At 66.5% G+C, this 19,282-nt stretch carries 18 protein-coding genes; 10 read left to right on the top strand and 8 right to left on the bottom strand.

Annotation, left to right across the window (positions count from 1 at the left end):
* Positions 1 to 81: 81 nt before the first annotated feature.
* The 3 genes from HNS34_RS01185 to HNS34_RS01195 all read right to left on the bottom strand — a co-directional run bounded on the left by HNS34_RS01185 (position 82) and on the right by HNS34_RS01195 (position 2,431).
* Positions 82 to 750, bottom strand: a complete 669-nt coding sequence (locus tag HNS34_RS01185) for a DUF2927 domain-containing protein (RefSeq protein WP_172317179.1) — start codon at positions 748 to 750, stop codon at positions 82 to 84.
* A 200-nt stretch (positions 751 to 950) separates the two neighbouring features.
* Entirely contained in the window at positions 951 to 1,820 is an 870-nt protein-coding gene (locus HNS34_RS01190; protein WP_172317181.1) for an S-methyl-5'-thioadenosine phosphorylase, read from the bottom strand.
* Between the two features lie 5 nt (positions 1,821 to 1,825).
* Positions 1,826 to 2,431 (bottom strand): flavin reductase family protein, encoded by a 606-nt coding sequence (locus HNS34_RS01195; protein WP_172317183.1) that lies wholly within the window; start codon positions 2,429 to 2,431, stop codon positions 1,826 to 1,828.
* Between the two features lie 88 nt (positions 2,432 to 2,519).
* Between HNS34_RS01195 and HNS34_RS01200 the strand changes: the two genes are divergently transcribed.
* The gene (locus HNS34_RS01200) at positions 2,520 to 3,005 is read left to right on the top strand and encodes a GNAT family N-acetyltransferase (protein WP_172317185.1); all 486 of its coding nucleotides are present in this window, start codon (positions 2,520 to 2,522) and stop codon (positions 3,003 to 3,005) included.
* Here the strand turns inward: HNS34_RS01200 and ptsP are convergent.
* Complete coding sequence (gene ptsP, locus HNS34_RS01205; protein ID WP_172317187.1) at positions 2,993 to 5,236, bottom strand: phosphoenolpyruvate--protein phosphotransferase; 2,244 nt, start codon at positions 5,234 to 5,236, stop codon at positions 2,993 to 2,995. The two genes, HNS34_RS01200 and ptsP, sit on opposite strands and share 13 nt — an antisense overlap.
* 373 nt (positions 5,237 to 5,609) lie before the next feature.
* Between ptsP and HNS34_RS01210 the strand changes: the two genes are divergently transcribed.
* Positions 5,610 to 5,810: a hypothetical protein gene (locus HNS34_RS01210; protein ID WP_172317189.1), complete on the top strand. Its 201-nt coding sequence runs from the start codon at positions 5,610 to 5,612 to the stop codon at positions 5,808 to 5,810.
* A gap of 7 nt (positions 5,811 to 5,817) precedes the next feature.
* Here HNS34_RS01210 and HNS34_RS01215 read toward each other — a convergent pair whose 3' ends face one another.
* A complete protein-coding gene (locus HNS34_RS01215; protein WP_172317191.1) occupies positions 5,818 to 7,053 on the bottom strand; it encodes an aspartate kinase in 1,236 nt (411 codons plus the stop codon).
* Positions 7,054 to 7,146: 93 nt separating this feature from the next.
* Here HNS34_RS01215 and HNS34_RS01220 point away from each other — a divergent pair, with 93 nt between their 5' ends.
* Positions 7,147 to 8,118 (top strand): threonine dehydratase, encoded by a 972-nt coding sequence (locus HNS34_RS01220; RefSeq protein WP_172317193.1) that lies wholly within the window; start codon positions 7,147 to 7,149, stop codon positions 8,116 to 8,118.
* Between the two features lie 105 nt (positions 8,119 to 8,223).
* On the opposite strand, the gene HNS34_RS01225 is transcribed toward HNS34_RS01220, so the two are convergent.
* The 3 genes from HNS34_RS01225 to glmU are packed head-to-tail and all read right to left on the bottom strand — an operon-like array spanning position 8,224 to position 12,123.
* Complete coding sequence (locus HNS34_RS01225; RefSeq protein ID WP_407925841.1) at positions 8,224 to 8,931, bottom strand: DNA alkylation repair protein; 708 nt, start codon at positions 8,929 to 8,931, stop codon at positions 8,224 to 8,226.
* A gap of 7 nt (positions 8,932 to 8,938) precedes the next feature.
* Complete coding sequence (gene glmS, locus HNS34_RS01230) at positions 8,939 to 10,756, bottom strand: glutamine--fructose-6-phosphate transaminase (isomerizing) (RefSeq protein WP_172317195.1); 1,818 nt, start codon at positions 10,754 to 10,756, stop codon at positions 8,939 to 8,941.
* A gap of 2 nt (positions 10,757 to 10,758) precedes the next feature.
* On the bottom strand, positions 10,759 to 12,123 hold the full coding sequence (gene glmU / locus HNS34_RS01235; RefSeq protein ID WP_172317197.1) for a bifunctional UDP-N-acetylglucosamine diphosphorylase/glucosamine-1-phosphate N-acetyltransferase GlmU: 1,365 nt from the start codon (positions 12,121 to 12,123) through the stop codon (positions 10,759 to 10,761).
* Positions 12,124 to 12,258: 135 nt separating this feature from the next.
* Between glmU and HNS34_RS01240 the strand changes: the two genes are divergently transcribed.
* The 7 genes from HNS34_RS01240 to HNS34_RS01270 all read left to right on the top strand — a co-directional run bounded on the left by HNS34_RS01240 (position 12,259) and on the right by HNS34_RS01270 (position 19,267).
* A complete protein-coding gene (locus HNS34_RS01240; protein ID WP_172317199.1) occupies positions 12,259 to 12,924 on the top strand; it encodes an HAD-IA family hydrolase in 666 nt (221 codons plus the stop codon).
* A gap of 66 nt (positions 12,925 to 12,990) precedes the next feature.
* Entirely contained in the window at positions 12,991 to 14,181 is a 1,191-nt protein-coding gene (locus HNS34_RS01245) for a DegT/DnrJ/EryC1/StrS family aminotransferase (protein ID WP_172317868.1), read from the top strand.
* The gene (locus HNS34_RS01250) at positions 14,178 to 15,080 is read left to right on the top strand and encodes an aminotransferase class IV (RefSeq protein WP_172317201.1); all 903 of its coding nucleotides are present in this window, start codon (positions 14,178 to 14,180) and stop codon (positions 15,078 to 15,080) included. The genes HNS34_RS01245 and HNS34_RS01250 overlap by 4 nt, the downstream gene beginning before the upstream one ends.
* 96 nt (positions 15,081 to 15,176) lie before the next feature.
* A complete protein-coding gene (locus tag HNS34_RS01255) occupies positions 15,177 to 16,340 on the top strand; it encodes an isovaleryl-CoA dehydrogenase (RefSeq protein WP_172317203.1) in 1,164 nt (387 codons plus the stop codon).
* Positions 16,341 to 16,367: 27 nt separating this feature from the next.
* A complete protein-coding gene (locus tag HNS34_RS01260) occupies positions 16,368 to 16,766 on the top strand; it encodes a DUF1622 domain-containing protein (protein WP_172317205.1) in 399 nt (132 codons plus the stop codon).
* Positions 16,767 to 16,790: 24 nt separating this feature from the next.
* Entirely contained in the window at positions 16,791 to 17,516 is a 726-nt protein-coding gene (locus HNS34_RS01265; RefSeq protein ID WP_328700448.1) for a flavodoxin family protein, read from the top strand.
* 209 nt (positions 17,517 to 17,725) lie between these two features.
* Complete coding sequence (locus HNS34_RS01270) at positions 17,726 to 19,267, top strand: carboxyl transferase domain-containing protein (protein WP_214647407.1); 1,542 nt, start codon at positions 17,726 to 17,728, stop codon at positions 19,265 to 19,267.
* Positions 19,268 to 19,282 lie beyond the last annotated feature (15 nt).

A 19,282-nucleotide genomic window follows, 5' to 3' on the forward strand; every position in this document is an offset into this window, starting at 1 on the left:
GAGGTGCGAGAGCCCGCGTCGACGCGGGCGTGATTCGCGGGGTCGACCCCGCGCTGGCCCGTGGCGACCTGGCAAGCAACGTCACGGGCGCGGGTAATGCCGCCTCAGCGCCTCGGCATCCTGCCCCAGCAGTCGCACCACGGAATTGCCGGTCTCGTTGAAGATCGAATCGCCATAGGCGGGCGATTGGATATCGGTGGGCAGCCCCATCGCCTGCACCAGCTCCTCCAGCACGACCGAGGCGATCTCGCGGCGCATGATGTCGCGCGAAATGGCGATGGTCGCCGAACGGATGTCGCCGCCGACCGAGCGGATCGCCACGCGCCCGACGGCCAGCGTCTCGCCGTCCATCTCGGGGTTGCCGGTGCTGGTGATGGTGCCGCCCTGCGCGGTCTGCAACAGGTAGACGCCGATATCGGGCGTGCCCTCGTAGACGCGTTCCAGCAGCAGGTAGGCCCCGGCGCCGTTGATCTCCTCGATGGCGGCGTCGATGGCGGCGTCGACGAGGTTCAGCTTGTAGCTGGGAAAGGCCCTGTCGATCTGGGCGATGCCGACGGTGAGGTGCAGCCTGCGCGCCTCGGGCCAGCGGATCTGCGGCTTGGCGCAGGCCCCGCCCGGTCGCGCGGCGCAGGAGACGAGGCGGTAGAAGGCCTCGTCGCTGATCGGGCCCGGCACGGTGATAAACTCCTGCGCGGTTGCGGCAGGGGCGGCCAGGGCGAGGCTGAGGAACAGGAGGAACCGGGCGATCATGGCGAAAGGTTTGGACCGAAAGGGGGCGTCCGGGCAAGCACGGTTTTCGCGGGGCCCGCATCGGTGTTGCGGTCAGGTCGCCCTTGGTTGCCTGGGTCAGCCAGCCAGTCAGCCAGCGAAGGAGGGCAGCTTGCGGGCGGGTGAACGCGAAGACTGATATGGAACATGCCCGCACGCTGCACCCACGCCCTCAAGACGTGTCACAACACGCGCCCCGCCACCGCCTCCAGCCGCGCCACCAGATCGGGGTCGCGTTTCTCCGGCGCGGTCATGATGGCGTGCTCCAGCGCACGGTTGCAGCCGGCGGGGCAGTCGTCCCGCGTCGGTCCCAGCAGGGCAGGCAGTCTGCCCACCACCTCCCGCGCCTTGGCGGCATTGCCGGTCAGCACCTTGATGATCTCGGTAATCTCCACCGCGCCGTGATCCTTGTGCCAGCTGTCGTAATCGGTGATCATGGCGAGCGAGGCATAGCAAAGCTCCGCCTCGCGGGCGAGTTTCGCCTCGGGCATGTTGGTCATGCCGATCACATCCGCGCCCCAGGCATCGCGATACATTTTCGATTCCGCGAGGGTAGAGAACTGTGGGCCCTCCATCGCCAGATATGTGCCGCCCTCATGCAAGGTGACACCGGCGCTGCGGGCGGCGTCTGCACAGGCAGCGCCCAGATGCGGGCAGGTCGGGTGCGCGAGGCTGACATGGGCGACGCAGCCGGGGCCGAAGAAGCTTTTCTCGCGGGCAAAGGTCCGGTCGATGAACTGATCGACGAGCACGAAATCGCCCGGTGCCATCTCTTCGCGGAACGACCCGCAGGCGGAGACCGAGACAAGATCGGTCACACCCAGCCGCTTCAGCGCGTCGATATTGGCGCGGTAGGGCACGGAGGAGGGGGTGTGGACATGGCCGCGCCCGTGACGCGGCAGGAAGGCCATTTTGACGCCATCCAGATGCCCCGTCAGCACCGCGTCGGAGGGGGAGCCGAAGGGGCTGTCGACCCGGACCCACTCCGCGCCTTCCAGCCCCTCGATCTCATAGACGCCCGAGCCGCCGAGTATGCCGATCATGCGCTCCATGACCCTCACTCCCCCGGCCGCTGCATCGAAAAGAGCTCCGTCACCTTGGTGAAATCACGATAACCGAGGCGGGCGACGGGCTGGAAGGTGGTCACGTCGAAAATGCCATCCACGAGGCAATCGTCGCGCATGTGGATGCCGATGACCTCGCCGAAGACGACGGTGTTGGCCTCGCCCTCGATCTGCACGATCTGGGTCAGGCGGCATTCCATGTTGGCGGGGGCATCGGCCACGCGGGGGGCGTCGATCATCCGGCAATCCACCTTGGCGATGCCCGCATCGGCGAACTCGTCCACGTCCTTGCCCCAGGGGCCGGAGGTGCGGTTCATCACCTCGGCCTGCGCCGCCCCCACCACGTTGACGCAGAAGACGCCGGTTTGCTGGATATTGGCCGTACTGTCCTTCACCCCGTCCTGGTCGGGCTTGCCGCTGGTGCAGGCGAACATGACCTGCGGCGGCACATAGGCCACGCCGTTGAAGAAGGAATAGGGGGCCAGGTTGTCGATGCCATCGGCGTCTCGGGTCGAGATCCAGCCGATGGGGCGCGGCGTGATCAGCGCGTTGAACGGGTTATGCGGCAGGCCGTGGCCATCCTTGGGTTCATAGAACAATGCGTGTCCTTTCGCTTGCGGTTTGGCAACGGGGTAACGCCATGCTATCGGCCATGCCAGTGAAAACCGAAGCGCAGGCGAGGCAGGTTTGTATCAGCTAGGGGAAGAGACCCCGGAGGATTTCTGGGAGGTCGAGGCGCTTTACGACCTGTGTTTCGCGCCGGGGCGCGAGGCGCTCAGCTCCTACCGGCTGCGCGACGGGGTGGCGCGGGTGGCCGGGCTCAGCCTCGTGGCGCGCGACGCGGACGGCATCCTGTCAGGCGCGATCCGCTTCTGGCCGGTGCGGGTGGGCGCGGTGCCTGCGCTGTTGCTCGGCCCCGTCGCGGTCCACCCGACCCGGCAGGGCGAGGGGCTAGGCGGCGCGCTGATCAATGACAGCGTGGGACGCGCGGGCGATCTCGGCTGGCACCGGGTGCTGCTGGTGGGCGACGCGCCCTATTACAAGCGCTTCGGGTTCACCCGGCTTGAGGGCGTCGAGATGCCGCCGCCGACCAATCCCGAGCGTGTGCTTGGCCATGGCGAATGGGATGGCGTCGCGGGGGCGGTGACGCGCTGGCCGGATCACCCCTGCTGACGCAGCCAGTCCATCACCGGCTCGCGCACCGATTGCGCGCCGTTCTCGCGGGCCTCATGGATCACGCTGCGCACCTCGCGCAGATCGACACGACGCAGCAGGCTTTTCACCGGGCCGATGGAGGCGGGACGCATCGACAGGGTGCGCAGGCCCATCGCCGCGAAACACAGCGCCTCGATCGGGCGGCCCGCATCCTCGCCACAGAAGCTGAGCGGGGTATCGGTCTCGGCGCAGCGGGCCACGATCTGTTCGATGAAGGTCAGGAAGCTGACATTGAGCGTGTCATAACGGCGGCGCACACGCTCGTTCTCGCGGTCCGCTGCAAAGAAGAACTGCTTGAGGTCATTGCCGCCGATGGAAATGAAATCGGCCAGCTCGAAGAACTGGCGCGGCGCGAAGGCGAGCGAGGGCGTTTCCAGCATCGCGCCGATCTCGACGCTTTCGGGCAGGACATGGCCGAGCGCCTTCTCGCGGTCCAATTCGCGCAGCAGGTGGTTGCGGGCCTCGGTGAACTCCTCCAACTGCGCGATGAAGGGGAACATCACCGTCAGCGGGCGGCCAGCGGCGGCGCGGATCATCGCCTGTAGCTGCATCCGCATCATGCCGGGGCGGTCCAGCCCGACCCGGATCGCGCGCCAGCCGAGCGCCGGGTTGGGCTCGTCCTGCGGCTTCATGTAGGGCAGCACCTTGTCGGACCCGATATCGAGCGTGCGGAAGGCCACGCGCTTGCCGCCCGCCGCATCCATCACCCGCGAATAGAGCGCGGCGAGGCTCCCCCGGCGCGGCACCGTGCTGCGAGTCAGGAACTGCAACTCGGTACGGAAAAGTCCCACACCCTCGGCGCCCGAGGAGGGCAGCGAGGGCAGGTCGGCCATCAGCCCGGCATTCATATGCAGCCCGATCACCGTGCCATCCAGCGTCTCGGCGGGCTTGTCGCGGATCGAGCTGTAGCGCTCCTGTGCTGCCGCCCGCATCGCCATCTTGTCGCGGAACGCCTTGGTCACGGTCTCCTCGGGGCGCAGATGCACCACGCCCTGATCGCCATCGACCAGGATCAGATCGCCGTTCAGCGCCTCGGTGGTGATCCGGCTGGCATTGACGATAAGCGGTATGGCCAGCGCGCGGGCGACAATGGCGGCATGGCTGGCGACCGAGCCTTCCTCCAGCACCACGCCGCGCAGGGACCGCCCGTATTCCAGCAATTCGCCGGGGCCGATATTGCGCGCCACCAGCACCGGGTTGTCGGGCAGTTCCGCGCCGGTATCGCGGCCCTGGCCCGTCAACAGGCGCAGCATCTTGTTCGACAGGTCATCCAGATCGTGAAGACGCTCGCGCAAGTACGCGTCCGGCACGGTTTCCATCCGGGCACGCGCGGCGGATTGCTCCTTTTCGACGGCGGCCTCGGCCGAGAGGCCATTGCGGATATCGGCCTCCATCCGGCGCATCCAGCCGCGCGAATTGGCGAACATCTTGTAGGCTTGCAGGACGTCGTATTGTTCCTTGTCGCCCTTGGGCGCGTTGCTCAGCATCTCGTCGACCGAGGTGCGCAGCTGATCGACCGCATCATTGAGCCGCTCAAGCTCGGCCTCGGGGTCTTCGGCGATGGGGTTGGTGACGACGACGCGGGGCTCGTGCAGGAAGACATGACCCTCCGCCGCGCCCTCCTGGCCGATGCCGCCATTCAACACGACCGACCGCTGGTGGCGCGCGGCCATCGCCTCGCCCTCGCCGACGAAGGCGCCAAGCTCGGTCATCTCGGCCAGCACCATGGCGACCACTTCGAGGGCATAGACCTCGTCCTCGGAATAGCGCCGCTCTTCTTGCGATTGCACCACCAGCACGCCGAGATTCTCGCCAAGCCTCTGGATCGGCACGCCGAGGAAGGAGGTATAGCGCTCCTCGCCGGTTTCGGCCATGTAGCGGAAACCGGGCTCGGACGGCGCATCGGCGGCGTTGATCGGACGCAGCCGCTTGGCGACGCGGCCGACCAGCCCTTCGCCCACGCGGAGCCTCGTGACATGCACGGCTTCGGAGGACAGCCCTTCGGTCGCGCAAAGCTCCAACGTGCCGGAATCGCGCAGCAGGTAGATCGAGCAGACCTCGGTGCCCATGCTTTCGGCGATGATCGAGGTGATCCGGTCCAGCCGTTCCTGACCGGCCCCGGCCTCGGCCAGGGCGGCCTGCAACCGGCGCAACAGTTTCCGGCTCTGGCTTTCGGTTCCGTCGGCCATCCTGAATTCCCTGGTCCCCGTCGGGCGCTATCCACCCGGAGACAAGCAATAGCGCGGGGGCCGGGGCGCGCGCAATGCAGAAGACGGGGGGTCGGCGCGATGTCGCGGTCCCGGGCCACCCGGGCGGGCAGGTGTTTGCAGGGGGAACGGGACGAAATCCGATCCGGGCCCGCCGACGGGCCGGTCTCTGCGGGGGCCGACCGAACCGGCGCAAATGGCCCGAGCGGCACCGATCTGGGGTCGGGGCCGCGACCTGCGCCGAGGCCCCCCCGGTCGACCCGCGCGCGCTGATGTGTTAGGGATGGGAGACCGCCGGACCCGCCCGGCGGCCATTTTTCAGTCCTAGAACGGTGCCGTTTCGATGAAATACATATTGACCCTCACCATTCTGTCGCTCTCCGGGGCGGCCCATGCAGACGCCCTCGACCAGATCGCCCCGCCAGACCCGGGCGCCGCGCAGATCGCGGAGCAGAGAACCACCCTGTCGGGCACCGATCTGGGATCGGGCCGCATCACCGGCCCCGCGCCCGTGCCGTGCCCCTCCGATCGGCGGGGCTGCCAGCCGCGCGACTGACGGGCTCTCAGCCTTTCTCCAGCTCGAAGGCGTCGTGCAGGGCCTGCACGGCCAGTTCCATGTATTTGCGGTCGATCAGCACCGAAACCTTGATTTCGGAGGTGGTGATCACCTTGATGTTGATGTTCTCGTCGCGCAGCGCCTGGAACATCCGTGCCGCGACACCGGCATGGGACCGCATCCCGATGCCGACGATCGAGACCTTGCAGACCTCGGTATCCGCGACCAGCCCGTGAAAGTTGATCTCGCCGCGCGCCTTGGCGTCGTTTACTGCCTTCTCCGCCCGCTTCACCTGGTTGGTGGGGCAGGAGAAGGTCATGTCGGTGCGCCCTTCTTCCGAGATGTTCTGCACGATCATGTCCACGTTGACGCCCGCATCGGCCAGCGGCCCGAAGATGGCCGCCGAAACGCCGGGCCGGTCGGCGACCGAGATCAGCGTGACCTTGGCCTCGTCCTTGGAATAGGCGACGCCCGCGACAGCTTTGCTTTCCATGTTGTCCTCCTCGGCGCAGACCAGCGTGCCGGCCTCATCATTGTGTTCCTCGAAGCTGGAGAGAACCCGCAGCTTCACGTTGTAGCGCATCGCCAGCTCGACCGAGCGGGTTTGCAGCACCTTCGCGCCGAGGCTGGCAAGTTCCAGCATCTCCTCGAAGGCGATCTTGTCGAGCTTGCGCGCCTTGCCGCAGATGCGCGGATCGGTGGTGTAGACGCCATCGACATCGGTGAAGATATCACAGCGTTCGGCCTTGAAGGAGGCGGCGAAGGCAACGGCGGTGGTGTCCGATCCGCCGCGCCCGAGCGTGGTGATGCGGCCATCATCCCCGATGCCCTGGAAGCCCGCGACCACGGCCACCTTCATACCCTCGCCGAACTTGGCCAGGATATTGCCGGTCGGGATCTCCTCGATCCGGGCCGAGGCATGGGCCGAGTTGGTCTTGAGCGGCACTTGCCAGCCCTGCCAGGACCGCGCGGAGACATCCATTTCCTGAAGCGTCAGCGCCATCAGGCCGGCGGTCACGTTCTCGCCCGAGGAAACCACCGCGTCATATTCGCGGGCGTCGAAAAGCGGCGAGGTTTCTTCCACGTAGCCCACCAGCTTGTTGGTCTCTCCCGACATGGCCGAAACGATGACGATCACGTCATAGCCACCCGCCACCTCGCGGCCCACGCGCTTGGCGGCGCGGCGGATGCGGTCGAGCGTTGCGACGGAGGTGCCGCCGAATTTCATCACCAATATGGGCATGGCCCCGGCCCCCGATCCCTCTGATCCGTTTTGCGGGTGTCATAGGAGGATGCTAAGGGGGTGGCAAGGGGACCGATGCGAGGGGGCAATGCGATGAAATTCACTGTGGCGGAGTTGCAGGCGGCGGCGGAACTGGTTCACGCCCGGATGGACCCGACGCCGCAGATCCAGTGGCCGACGCTCTCGCGCAGGGTCGGGGCCGAGGTCTGGGTCAAGCACGAGAATCACGCGCCGACAGGAGCCTTCAAGGTACGCGGCGGGGTGACCTATCTGGACTGGCTGGTGCGGACGCATCCGGGCAGCCGGGGCATCTGCACCGCGACGCGTGGCAATCACGGCCAGAGCCAGGCACGGGCCGCGGTGGCGGCGGGGCTGCGGGCGCTGGTCTATGTGCCGCATGGCAATTCGGTCGAGAAGAACGCCGCGATGCGCGCCTTTGGTGCGGAACTGGTCGAGCATGGCGAGGATTTCGACACCGCGCGGGAGGAGGCGTTCCGCGTCGCCGAGGCCGAGGGTCTGAGTATCGTGCCGCCCTTTCACAAGGAGTTGGTGCGCGGCGTCGCAACCTATGCGCTCGAGCTGTTCGGCACTGTGCCCGACCTCGATACGGTCTATGTGCCGATCGGCTGCGGCTCGGGCATCTGCGGTACCATCCTGGCGCGCGATGCAATGGGGCTGAAGACGAAGGTGGTGGGCGTGGTGTCCGAGGCGGCGCAGACCGCGAAGCTGTCTTTCGAGGCGGGCGCATTGGTTGAAACCAATGCCGCGCGCACCTTTGCCGATGGCATGGCCGTCCGGGTGCCCGTGGCGGATGCGCTGGCGATCTACGGACGCGGCGCCGAGCGCGTGGTTGCGGTCAGTGAGGAAGAGATCGCCGAGGCGATGCGGGTCTATTTCACCGATATCCACAATATCGCGGAAGGGGCGGGGGCGGCCCCGCTGGCGGCGCTGATGCAGGAGCGGGATCGAATGAAGGATCGCAAGGTCGGTGTGATCCTGTCGGGCGGCAATGTGGATATGGGCTGGTATCGGACGGTTTTGGGTGGCGGTGTGCCCGAAGTCTGAGTTGCGCCCGGCGGGCCGGTCGCGGCAGGGTTGGCGGGCTCGGGCCCCCTGCGGGAGCCCTCGCCCGCCAATTGGGGACCAGTCCCCAAACCCCTTGGGATATTTTCAGAACAAAGAAGGGGAAGGGGGCAAGTGACGGGCGGCGTCCTTCCGGGCGAAGGGCTTCATGGCAGGGCCATGTCGGGCGAGGAAGGTGCGGACGGTGTCGGGGTCGCGCCTCGACAGCTCGCGCAGCCACCAGGCAACGGATTTCTGGATGAACCAGCTGGGATCGGTGGTGTAGTCGGCGGCCCAGGTGAGGATGCGGGTGCGGGCCGCTTCTTCGGCGGGCTTTGGGGTGCGCTGCCTGGTCCAGGGCAGGGTGAAGACAAGCGCGGCACGTCTGGTCCAGAGGTGGGAGGACACGGTCCAGGTCTCGACGGTGTCGAGCCGGGCGGGATCGGCGACAAGACGGCGCTGGCCCGCCATGGCGGTGGCATCGGCGATGGCCCAGGAATCGAGATCGGGCAGCCAGGATTGGATCAGGGCCCAGGCGCCATGGTCATCGGGGCGGATGCGGGCCTGCACCAATAGCTTGGCCGCCGTGATCCGGGCCTCGAAGATATCGGTCCGCCAGAGCGCGTCGGCGAAGGCGAGCCGATCCGGGAGGCTGAGGCTGCGGCGCAGGTCGGTGGCCAGGTCATTGCAGAGGGCGTTGGAGAGGCCCAGGTAGCGGCGCGGCACCTTGTGATAGGCCGCCATCCGCGCCGCGCGGGCGGGGTTTGCCTGTGCCTCCAGCGCGGCGAGGGTTTCGGCGGGCGTCACGGCACGCACCGGGCCATTATTCCACCGTCACCGATTTCGCCAGGTTGCGCGGCTGGTCCACATCCGTGCCCTTGTGTACCGCGGTGTGATAGGCAATGAGCTGCGCCGGGATCGAATAGAGGATCGGGGCCAGGAACGGGTCCACATCGGGCAGGACCAGGCAGGCCTGCGCGTCGGCCCCCGCCAGCCCCGCGCCGGTCGCGTCGGTCACCAGCAGCACCTGGCCCTCGCGCGCCATGACCTCCTGCATGTTGGACACGGTCTTGTCGAAAAGCGTGTCGCTCGGCGCCATGACGATGACCGGCACGGTCTTGTCCACGAGCGCGATGGGGCCGTGCTTCAATTCACCCGACGCATAACCTTCGGCATGGATATAGCTGATTTCCTTGAGTTTCAGCGCGCCTTCCAACGCCAGCGGGAACATTGCGCCACGGCCCAGGAACAGCACCGTCTGCGCCCGGCTGACCCCCCAGGTGACCTGGGCGATCTGATCCTCCAGCGCCAGCGCCTGGTTGACGAGGCCGGGCAGGTGGCGCAGCTTTTCCAGCAACTCGGCCTCGCGATCCGCCCCGATCCGGCCCTTCTGGCGCGCGGCCAGGATGGCGAGATGGGCCAGCACCGTCAGTTGGCAGGTAAAGGCCTTGGTCGAGGCGACGCCGATCTCGACGCCCGCTAGGATCGGCAGCGCCAGGTCGCTTTCCCGCGCGATCGAGCTTTCGGGGACATTGACCACCGACAAGATGCGCGCGGCGCGGCCTTCGGTGTAGCGCAGGGCTGCCAGCGTGTCCGCGGTTTCGCCCGACTGGCTGACGAAAAGCGCCGTGGTGCGGGCCGAGACGGGCGGCTCACGGTAGCGAAACTCGCTGGCGATATCGACATCGCAGGGCAGGCCCGCCAGTTGCTCGAACCAGTATTTCGCGGTCAGGCAGGCGAGGTTGGCGGTGCCGCAGGCGACCAGGATCAGGCGGTCGGTCTGGCTGAAATCCACGTCACCTTCCGGGATCACAACCTTGTTCTCGCGCGAATAATGCGCAATGCAGTCGGCCAGAACCGTGGGCTGTTCAAAGACCTCCTTGGCCATGAAATGCTTGTGTCCGCCCTTGTCGACCTGCGCCGATTGCGCCGGGATGCGGCGGATCTCGCGGGTCACGGCACGGTCGTGGTCGTCGAAGATCTCCGCGCCCGCGCGGGTGACGAAGGCGTAATCGCCCTCTTCCAGGTAGGTGATGCGGTCGGTCATCGGGGCCAGCGCAATCGCGTCCGAGCCGACATACATCTCGCCCGCGCCATGCCCGATGGCCAGCGGCGAGCCCTTGCGCGCGGCCACCAGCAGGTCGTCCTCGCCGTGAAACAGGAAGGTGAGCGCGAAGGCCCCCTCCAGGTGGCGCAGGGTTTCGCGGGCGGCCTCGCGCGGGGGCAACCCGTCTGCCAGCAGGCTTTCGCAGAGCAGCGCGACGGTTTCGGTATCGGTGTCGGTCTCGACCCCGATCCCCCTGGCGGTCAGGCGCTCGCGCAGCGCGCGGTAATTCTCGATGATGCCGTTATGGACCACCGCGACACGCCCCGCCTGATGCGGATGCGCGTTGATGACCGAGGGCGCGCCATGCGTGGCCCACCTTGTGTGGCCGATGCCGGACTTGCCCGCCAACGGCTGATGCACCAGCAGATCGGAGAGGTTGACCAGCTTGCCGACCGCGCGGCGGCGGTCCAGAACCCCGTCATTCACCGTGGCGATGCCCGCGCTGTCATAGCCGCGATATTCCAGCCGTTTCAGGGCCTCGACCAGAAGGGGGGCGACCTCATGCGCGCCCAATACGCCGACAATGCCGCACATGGTCAGTGGCCTTTTTGCTTGGATTTGAGGGCGCGCAGGCGGGACATCATCCGCGCGCCGAGCCCGTCCTTGTTCTCCTGCCTCGCGCGCCCGATGGCGAGGTCGCCGGGGGGCACATCGCGCGTGATCACCGACCCCGACCCGGTCATGGCCCCGTCGCCGAGCGTCACGGGGGCCACCAGCATGGTGTTGGAGCCGACGAAGACATCCGCACCCACATCCGTGCGGTGCTTGAACACGCCGTCATAATTGCAGGTGATGGTGCCCGCGCCGATATTGCTGCGCGCGCCGATGCTGGCATCGCCGATATAGGACAGGTGGTTGACCTTCGCGCCTTCGCCGATTTCCGCGGCCTTCACCTCGACGAAATTGCCGATCCGTGCGCCATTGCCCAATTCCGCGCCGGGGCGCAGGCGGGCATAGGGGCCGACAATGGCGCCCGCGCCGACATGGGCCCCCTCAAGGTGGCTGAAGGCGCGGATGGTGGCGGCGTTTTCCACCGTGACGCCGGGGCCGAAGACCACGTTGGGTTCGATCACGGTGTCGCCGCCGATCCAGGTGTCGAGGGCAAAGAACACGGTTTCGGGCGCGGTCATGGTGACGCCGTTGTCAAACATCTCGGCGCGGCGTCTGGTCTGGAACAGCCGTTCTGCCTCGGCCAGTTCCGCGCGGGTGTTGATGCCGAGCGTCTCGGCCTCGTCGCAGGTGACGGCGGTGGCGGTCAGGCCCTTCGCGGCGGCAATCGCGGGCACATCGGTCAGGTAGTATTCGCCCGAGGCATTGTCATTGCCGACCACGGAAAGCAGCTCCATCAGCGTGGTGGCATCGGCGCAGAGCAGGCCGGAATTGCACAGCCGGATGGCCAATTCCTCGGGCGTGGCATCCTTGGCCTCGACGATCCCGGTGAGGCGCTCACCCTCCATGATCAGCCGCCCGTAACGGCCGGGATCGGCGGCCTCGAACCCGAGCATCACGATGTCATGGGTGGCGCGGGCGGCGCGCAGGTTCTCCAGCGTGTCCTCGGAAATGAAGGGCGTGTCGCCGTAAAGCACGATGACATCGCCCTCGAACCCCTCCAGTGCGTCCTTGGCCTGCAAGACCGCGTGGCCCGTGCCAAGCTGCTCGGCCTGGCGGGCACAGATCGCGGCGGGCTCGATCTCGGTGACGGCGCTTTCCACCGCCTCGGCCCCGTGTCCCGTGACGACGACGATGCGCGAGGGCGCCTGCGTCAGGCCCGCCGCGATGGCATGGGCCACCAGCGGAACGCCGCCCAGTGGGTGCAGCACCTTGGGAAGATCCGAGTTCATCCGGCTGCCCTGTCCCGCCGCCAGAATGACCAGCGCGCATCGGCCTGAGTTGTCCTGCATTGCACCTGCTTTCGTTTTCTGTCTTTGCGTATTATCCAACCGGGCGTGCCTTGCAAGGCGAGGCAGGGTCAAATTGCCTTACGGTTCGTTTCAACAGGCGGGCGGATTTCCGCCATGACGACGGGGGATGCGCCCATGCGCACGGTGATTTTCGATCTCGACGGCACGCTGGCCGATACCAGCGCCGACCTGCTGCTGGCGGGCAACGCCGCGATGGAGGCGATGGGCCACGCGCCGCAACTGGTGCTGGACCGCGACGCCGCGACGGCGCTGCATGGCGGCAAGGCGATGCTGCGCCTCAGCCTGGAGCGGATGGGTCATGACGACCTGGAGGCCGAGATCGAGCGCGGCTATCCGCTGCTCCTGGAGGCCTATGGCAACGCGCTGGACGTGCATACCGTCCTCTATCCCGGCGTGACCGAGGCGCTGGAGGAGCTGCTGGAAGAGGGTTTCGCCATCGGCATCTGCACCAACAAGCCCGAGGCGCTGGCCGAACGGCTGATGAGCGCGCTTGGCGTGCGGGGCCTCTTCGGCTCGCTGATCGGGGCCGATACCCTGCCCACCCGCAAGCCCGATATCGCGCCCTACCGCGCGGCGGTCGAGGGGGCGGGGGGCGTGATGGCGCGATCCCTCCTGGTGGGCGACACCGTGACCGACCGTGAAACCGCGCGCGCCGCCGGGGTGCCCTCGGTCCTGGTCAGTTTCGGGCCCCTCGGGATGGGCGTGGCCGAGCTTGCGCCCGAGGCGCTCTTGCATCGCTACGCGGAAATGCCGGGGCTGGCGCGCGAGTTGCTGGCCTGACGGGGGCCATTGACGGCAGCCACGCCCGCCCCCAAGACTGCGCCCATGAACCCCAAGACTTCGCCCATGAAACAGAGCTTCACCGGCAATTTCACCCAACAGGAGCCGATCCCCGAGGCAGGGATAGAGGCCGCGCTGCGCGTCATGCGCGCGGGCAGGCTGCATCGCTACAACGTGGCCGTGGGCGAGGTGGGCGAAACCGCGCTTCTGGAACAGGAGTTTGCCGCCTTCACCGGGGCGGCTTACGCGCTGGCCGTGGCCTCGGGCGGCTATGCCATCGGCTGCGCCCTGCGCGCGATGGGGGTGGGGCCGGGCGACCCGGTCCTGACCAATGCCTTCACGCTGGCCCCGGTGCCCGGCGCGATTGCCGCCGTTTCGGCGCGTCCGGTCTTTGTCGAGGTGACCGAGAGCCTGACCATCGACCTCGATCACCTGGCACAGCGGATTTCCGAGACCGGGGCCAAGGTGCTGCTGCTCTCGCATATGCGCGGCCATATCTGTGACATGGGAAAACTCATGGCGATCTGCGATGCGGGCGGCGTGTCCGTGATCGAGGATTGCGCGCACACGATGGGCGGCACCTGGAAGGGCGTGCCCTCGGGCCGTCACGGTCGGGTGGCGGCCTATTCGACGCAGACCTACAAGCACATAAACTCGGGCGAGGGCGGTCTTCTGACTTCGGACGACCCCGACCTGATGGCGCGCGCGGTGATCCTGTCGGGCAGTTACATGCTCTTTGAGCGTCACCGCGCAGCACCCCCGCGCGAGGCCTTCGAGAAGGTGAAATACGTCACGCCGAACGTGTCGGGCCGGATGGACAACCTGCGTGCCGCGATCCTGCGCCCGCAACTGGCCGATCTTCCGGCGCAGGTGGCGCGCTGGAACGCGCTCTACCGCACGGTCGAGGAGGGCTTGCGCAACACGCCCGGCCTGAAAGTGATCGAACGACCCGCCGAGGAGGGCATCGTCGGCTCCTCGATTCAGTTCCTGCTGCCGGAATTTGGCGCCGACCGGATTGCGCAGGTGCAATCCGGATGTGCCGCGCGCGGGGTTGAATTGAAATGGTTCGGCGGGGCCGAGCCGGTGGGCTTTACCTCGCGCTACGAAAGCTGGCGTTATGCGGAGACGCAGAGCCTGCCGCAGACCGACCGCATCCTCGCGGGGCTTATGGATATGCGCCTGCCGCTGACCTTCAGCCTCGACGACGCGTGCCTGATCGCCGGGATCATCGCCGACGAGGTGCGGGGGGCGCAATGACCGATTGGTCGAAAGGTGCCGCCTGGATGGCAGGCGAGGTGATCCCGATTGGCGAGGCGCGGATCGGCGTGACCGATTGGGGGCTGACCCATTCCGACATCACCTATGACGTGGTCCCGGTGATCGACGGCGCGTTCTTCCGGCTGCCGGACTACCTCGACCGGTTCGAGGCATCGCTGGCCACGGGGCGGTTTGATATCGGCATGGACGGGCAGGCGATGACGGCAGCGCTGGCGGCAATGGTGGCCCGCTCCGGCCTGCGCCATGCCTATTGCGCCATGGTGGCCGCGCGCGGCACGCCGATCATCCCCGGCAGCCGCGACCCGCGCGGCTGCACCAATCATTTCTACGCCTGGGTCGTGCCCTATATCCATGTGATCAAGCCCGAGGTTCTGGCACAGGGGGCAAGGGTCTGGATCGCGAAGGACACGCATCGGATTCCACCCGACAGCGTCAATCCACATGTGAAGAACTACCATTGGGGCGACTTCACCGCCGGGCTGTTCGAGGCCAAGGACGCGGGGTTCGAGACCGTCATCCTGACCGATCACGACGGAAACGTGACCGAAGGACCGGGCTTCAACGTCTTTGCCGTGACGGGCGGGCGCGTCGTCACGCCCGAACGCGGCGTGTTGCAGGGCATCACCCGCCGGACCGTGCTGGAAATGTGCGCCGAACTGGGTGTCGCAACCGAAATACGGGCCGTGCCCCTGGCCGAATTCATGGCGGCCGACGAGGTGTTCTTATCCTCCTCGGGCGGCGGCGTGATGCCGATTGCGCAGGTCGATGACCGGCTCTTTGGCAATGGCGGGGCAGGGCCGCTTGGTCTGCGCCTGTCCGAGCTCTACCAGGATTGGACGCGGCGGGCCGCGCACCGCACGGCGATCCCGTATCGCTGACCCCCATCATTGCAGGCCGGCACAGGATTGTTTTGACTCGCAGGACGCGACTTGCTAATAACTGAACAAGCGTTCAATTAAGGGGAGGCCAGCGCGATGTTCGCTGCAACCATGCAATTCGACCTCGGCGAAGACGTCAACGCGATGCGCGAGATGGTGCATCGTTGGGCGCAGGACCGCGTCCGCCCGATGGCCGAGGAAATCGACCGCAAGAACCTGTTCCCGCCCGAGCTGTGGCAGGAGATGGGGGAGCTTGGCCTTCTGGGCGTCACCGTGCCGGAGGAATATGGCGGCGCGGGCATGTCCTACCTGGCCCATGTCATCGCGGTCGAGGAAATCGCGCGGGCCTCGGCCTCGGTCTCGCTCAGCTACGGCGCGCATTCCAACCTTTGCGTCAACCAGATCAAACTGAACGGCACGGACGAACAGCGGGCGAAATACCTGCCGCGCCTGATCTCGGGTGAGCATGTCGGCGCGCTGGCCATGTCCGAGGCCGGGGCGGGCTCCGACGTCGTCTCGATGAAACTGCGCGCCGAGAAGCGCAATGACCGCTTCATCCTGAACGGCACCAAATACTGGATCACCAATGGCTGCGATGCCGACACGCTGGTGGTCTATGCCAAGACCGACCCGGAGGCCGGATCAAAGGGCATCACCGCCTTTCTGATAGAAAAAGAGATGGTCGGCTTTTCGACCTCCGAGCATTTCGACAAGCTCGGGATGCGGGGCTCGAACACCGCCGAGTTGATCTTCGAAGATGTCGAGGTGCCGTTCGAGAACATCCTGGGCGAGGAGGGCAAGGGCGTGCGCGTCCTCATGTCCGGCCTCGACTATGAGCGCGTCGTGCTGGCGGGCATCGGCACCGGCATCATGGCGGCCTGCCTGGACGAGATCATGCCCTACATGGTCGAGCGCAAGCAATTCGGCCAGTCGATCGGGAACTTCCAGCTGATGCAGGGCAAGATCGCCGACATGTACACGGCGATGAACTCGGCCCGCGCCTATGTCTACGAGGTCGCCAAGGCCTGCGACCGGGGCGATGTGACCCGCCAGGACGCGGCCGCCTGTTGCCTCTATGCCTCGGAACAGGCCATGGTGCAGGCACATCAGGCGGTGCAGGCGATGGGGGGGGCAGGGTTCCTCTCCGACAGCCCGGTTGCCCGCATCTTCCGCGATGCCAAGCTGATGGAGATCGGCGCCGGGACGAGCGAGATTCGCCGGATGCTTGTCGGGCGCGAGATGATGGGGGCGATGCGCTGAGCGGGTCAGCGACAGGAAAGGTCGATCATGGGAAGCCTCGTTGAGATGGAAGCGGAGGGCGGTGTGCTGTATGGCCAACTCGGTTGGCTCGTGTCTCTTCTGGAATGGGCGGCGGCGGGTATCGACATTGCCGCCATCCTCCTGATCCTGATCGGCGGCGTCCGCTTCATCCTGGGCGTCGGCAAGGCTGAGATCATCCTGCGCGGCGTCGACCGGGTGCGCGAAACCAACCGCGAACGGGTGGAACTGGGGCGCTATATCCTTGCCTCGCTGGAGCTCTTCATCGTGTCGGATATCATCCACACGGCGCTGAGCCTCGCCTTCGCCGACCTGCTGTTCCTGGGCCTTCTGGTCGTGATCCGGTCGGTGATCTCGTATTTTCTGGATCGCGAACTTGATCAGCTGCGCAAGGAACTGGGCGAATGACCATGACCCGAGGGAGGATCTGACATGACCGACAGCAAAGCATTCGACGGGCTGCGCGCCCTCTTCGTCAACACCTCGCTGAAGAAGGATGGCAGCCAGAGCCACACCCGCCTGCTGATGGGCGTGTCCGCGGAGATCATGGAGAAAAACGGGGTCCGCGTCGAACATGTGCATATGCTCGATCACGCGGTGCCGCCCGGTGTCTACCCGGATATGACCGAACATGGGTGGGACCGTGATGACTGGCCGGAATTGTGGGCGAAGGTGAAGGCGGCCAACATCCTGGTGGTCGGCACGCCGCTGTGGTTGGGCGAGGAAAGCAGCGTCTGCCGGGTGTTGATCGAGCGGCTCTACGGCATGTCGGGGATGCTGAACGACAAGGGCCAGTCGGTCTATTACGGCAAGGTCGGCGGCTGCGTCGTGACCGGCAACGAGGATGGCATCAAGCACGCGGCGATGACCATTCACTATGCGCTTGGCCATCTGGGCTATACCATCCCGCCACAGGCCGATTGCGGCTGGATCGGAGAGGCGGGGCCGGGGCCATCCTATGGCGATGAGGTGGACGGCAAACCCGCCGGTTTCGACAATGAGTTCACGCAGCGCAACACGACGATCATGACCTGGAACCTGATGCACCTGGCCAAGCTGCTGGCCGATGCAGGCGGCTATTCGAATGAGGGGAATGACCGCGAGGCGTGGAAGGCCGGGTGCCGGTTCGATTATGCCAACCCGGATTATCGCGCCTGAGGCGCGTGGATGGAAAATGCGCCTGAGGCGCGTGGATGGAAAATGCGCCTGAGGCGCGTGGATGGAAAATGCGCCTGAGGCGCGTGGATGGATCCGGCGCCTGAGGCGCGTGACCGAATTTCGCGCCCAAGGCGCAGGAGGTGGATGTGAAACTGAAATCCAATGTCTTGACCGGCTCCGAGGATTTCGCGGCCAACCGCGCGGCCAACATGGCGGCGCTGGAGACGGTGCGCGAGGCGGCGCAGGCGGCGCGCATGGGCGGTGGCGAGAAATCCCGCGCGCGTCATGAAAGCCGCGGCAAGATGCTGCCACGCCGACGGGTGGCGAACCTGCTCGATCCCGGCAGTCCTTTCCTGGAGGTGGGCGCGACGGCGGGCCATGACATGTATGGGGGCGCCGCGCCCTGCGGCGGGGCCATCGCGGGCATTGGCCGGGTGCATGGCCAGGAGGTCATGGTTGTCTGCAACGACGCCACCGTGAAGGGCGGTACCTATTATCCGATCACGGTCAAGAAACACCTGCGCGCGCAGGAGATCGCCTCGGAATGTCAGCTTCCCTGCATCTACCTCGTCGATTCCGGCGGGGCCAACCTGCCCAACCAGGACGAGGTCTTTCCCGACCGCGACCATTTCGGGCGCATCTTCTACAATCAGGCCCGCATGTCGGCCAAGGGCATTCCGCAGATCGCCGTTGTCATGGGCTCCTGCACGGCGGGGGGGGCCTATGTGCCTGCGATGTCGGATGTGACCATTATTGTGAAGGAACAGGGCACCATCTTTCTGGCCGGTCCGCCGCTGGTCAAGGCCGCGACGGGCGAGGTCGTCAGTGTCGAGGAACTGGGCGGCGGCGATGTGCATACGCGCCTCTCGGGGGTCGCGGATTACCTGGCCGAGGACGATGCCCACGCGCTGGCGCTGGCGCGGCGTGCGGTGCGCTCGTTCAACCGGGCGAAGCCCGCGACCGTGCAGTGGCAGACGCCCGAAGACCCCGCCTATGACCCAGAGGAATTGCTCGGCGTGGTTCCGGCCAGCCTGACCACGCCCTATGACATCCGCGAGGTGATCATGCGCGTCGTCGATGGCAGCCGTTTCGACGAGTTCAAGCCGCGTTTCGGCGAAACGCTGGTCACGGGGTTCGCGCATCTGATGGGCTGCCCGGTGGGGATCATCGCCAATAATGGCGTGCTGTTTTCCGAAGCGGCACAGAAGGCGGCGCATTTCGTGGAACTGTGCAGCCAGCGCAATATCCCCTTGGTTTTCTTGCAGAATATCACCGGATTCATGGTCGGGAAACGCTATGAGAACGAGGGCATCGCGCGCCACGGGGCCAAGATGGTGACCGCCGTTGCGACAACGAATGTGCCCAAGATCACCATGGTCGTGGGCGGCTCTTTCGGGGCCGGCAATTACGGCATGGCGGGGCGCGCCTACCAGCCGCGCTTCATGTGGTCCTGGCCCAATTCCCGCATTTCCGTGATGGGCGGCGCGCAGGCGGCGGGGGTTCTGGCCACCGTCAAACGCGACGCGATCGAGCGGGCGGGGGGCGAGTGGTCGGCCGAGGAAGAGACCGCGTTCAAGCAGCCTACGCTGGAGATGTTCGAGCACCAGTCGCACCCGCTCTATGCCTCGGCGCGGCTCTGGGATGACGGGGTGATCGACCCGAGGAAGAGCCGCGAGACGCTGTTCCTGTCGCTCTCGGCGGCGCTGAACGCGCCCATCGAGGAGACATGCTTCGGCGTGTTCCGGATGTGAAAATGGCCATGCACC

Origin of the sequence: Alterinioella nitratireducens, assembly GCF_013155465.1 — a bacterium.
GTDB lineage: Bacteria > Pseudomonadota > Alphaproteobacteria > Rhodobacterales > Rhodobacteraceae > Alterinioella > Alterinioella nitratireducens.

What these genes read in the sequence shown, in the direction of transcription:
- HNS34_RS01185 (WP_172317179.1), bottom strand. Translation starts at nt 750, where the DNA reads ATGATCGCCCGGTTCCTCCTGTTCCTCAGCCTCGCCCTGGCCGCCCCT.
- HNS34_RS01190 (WP_172317181.1), bottom strand. Translation starts at nt 1,820, where the DNA reads ATGGAGCGCATGATCGGCATACTCGGCGGCTCGGGCGTCTATGAGATC.
- ptsP (WP_172317187.1), bottom strand. Translation starts at nt 5,236, where the DNA reads ATGGCCGACGGAACCGAAAGCCAGAGCCGGAAACTGTTGCGCCGGTTG.
- HNS34_RS01215 (WP_172317191.1), bottom strand. Translation starts at nt 7,053, where the DNA reads ATGCCCATATTGGTGATGAAATTCGGCGGCACCTCCGTCGCAACGCTC.
- HNS34_RS01220 (WP_172317193.1), top strand. Translation starts at nt 7,147, where the DNA reads ATGAAATTCACTGTGGCGGAGTTGCAGGCGGCGGCGGAACTGGTTCAC.
- glmS (WP_172317195.1), bottom strand. Translation starts at nt 10,756, where the DNA reads ATGTGCGGCATTGTCGGCGTATTGGGCGCGCATGAGGTCGCCCCCCTT.
- glmU (WP_172317197.1), bottom strand. Translation starts at nt 12,123, where the DNA reads ATGCAGGACAACTCAGGCCGATGCGCGCTGGTCATTCTGGCGGCGGGA.
- HNS34_RS01240 (WP_172317199.1), top strand. Translation starts at nt 12,259, where the DNA reads ATGCGCACGGTGATTTTCGATCTCGACGGCACGCTGGCCGATACCAGC.
- HNS34_RS01245 (WP_172317868.1), top strand. Translation starts at nt 12,991, where the DNA reads ATGAAACAGAGCTTCACCGGCAATTTCACCCAACAGGAGCCGATCCCC.
- HNS34_RS01250 (WP_172317201.1), top strand. Translation starts at nt 14,178, where the DNA reads ATGACCGATTGGTCGAAAGGTGCCGCCTGGATGGCAGGCGAGGTGATC.
- HNS34_RS01255 (WP_172317203.1), top strand. Translation starts at nt 15,177, where the DNA reads ATGTTCGCTGCAACCATGCAATTCGACCTCGGCGAAGACGTCAACGCG.
- HNS34_RS01260 (WP_172317205.1), top strand. Translation starts at nt 16,368, where the DNA reads ATGGGAAGCCTCGTTGAGATGGAAGCGGAGGGCGGTGTGCTGTATGGC.
- HNS34_RS01265 (WP_328700448.1), top strand. Translation starts at nt 16,791, where the DNA reads ATGACCGACAGCAAAGCATTCGACGGGCTGCGCGCCCTCTTCGTCAAC.
- HNS34_RS01270 (WP_214647407.1), top strand. Translation starts at nt 17,726, where the DNA reads ATGGCGGCGCTGGAGACGGTGCGCGAGGCGGCGCAGGCGGCGCGCATG.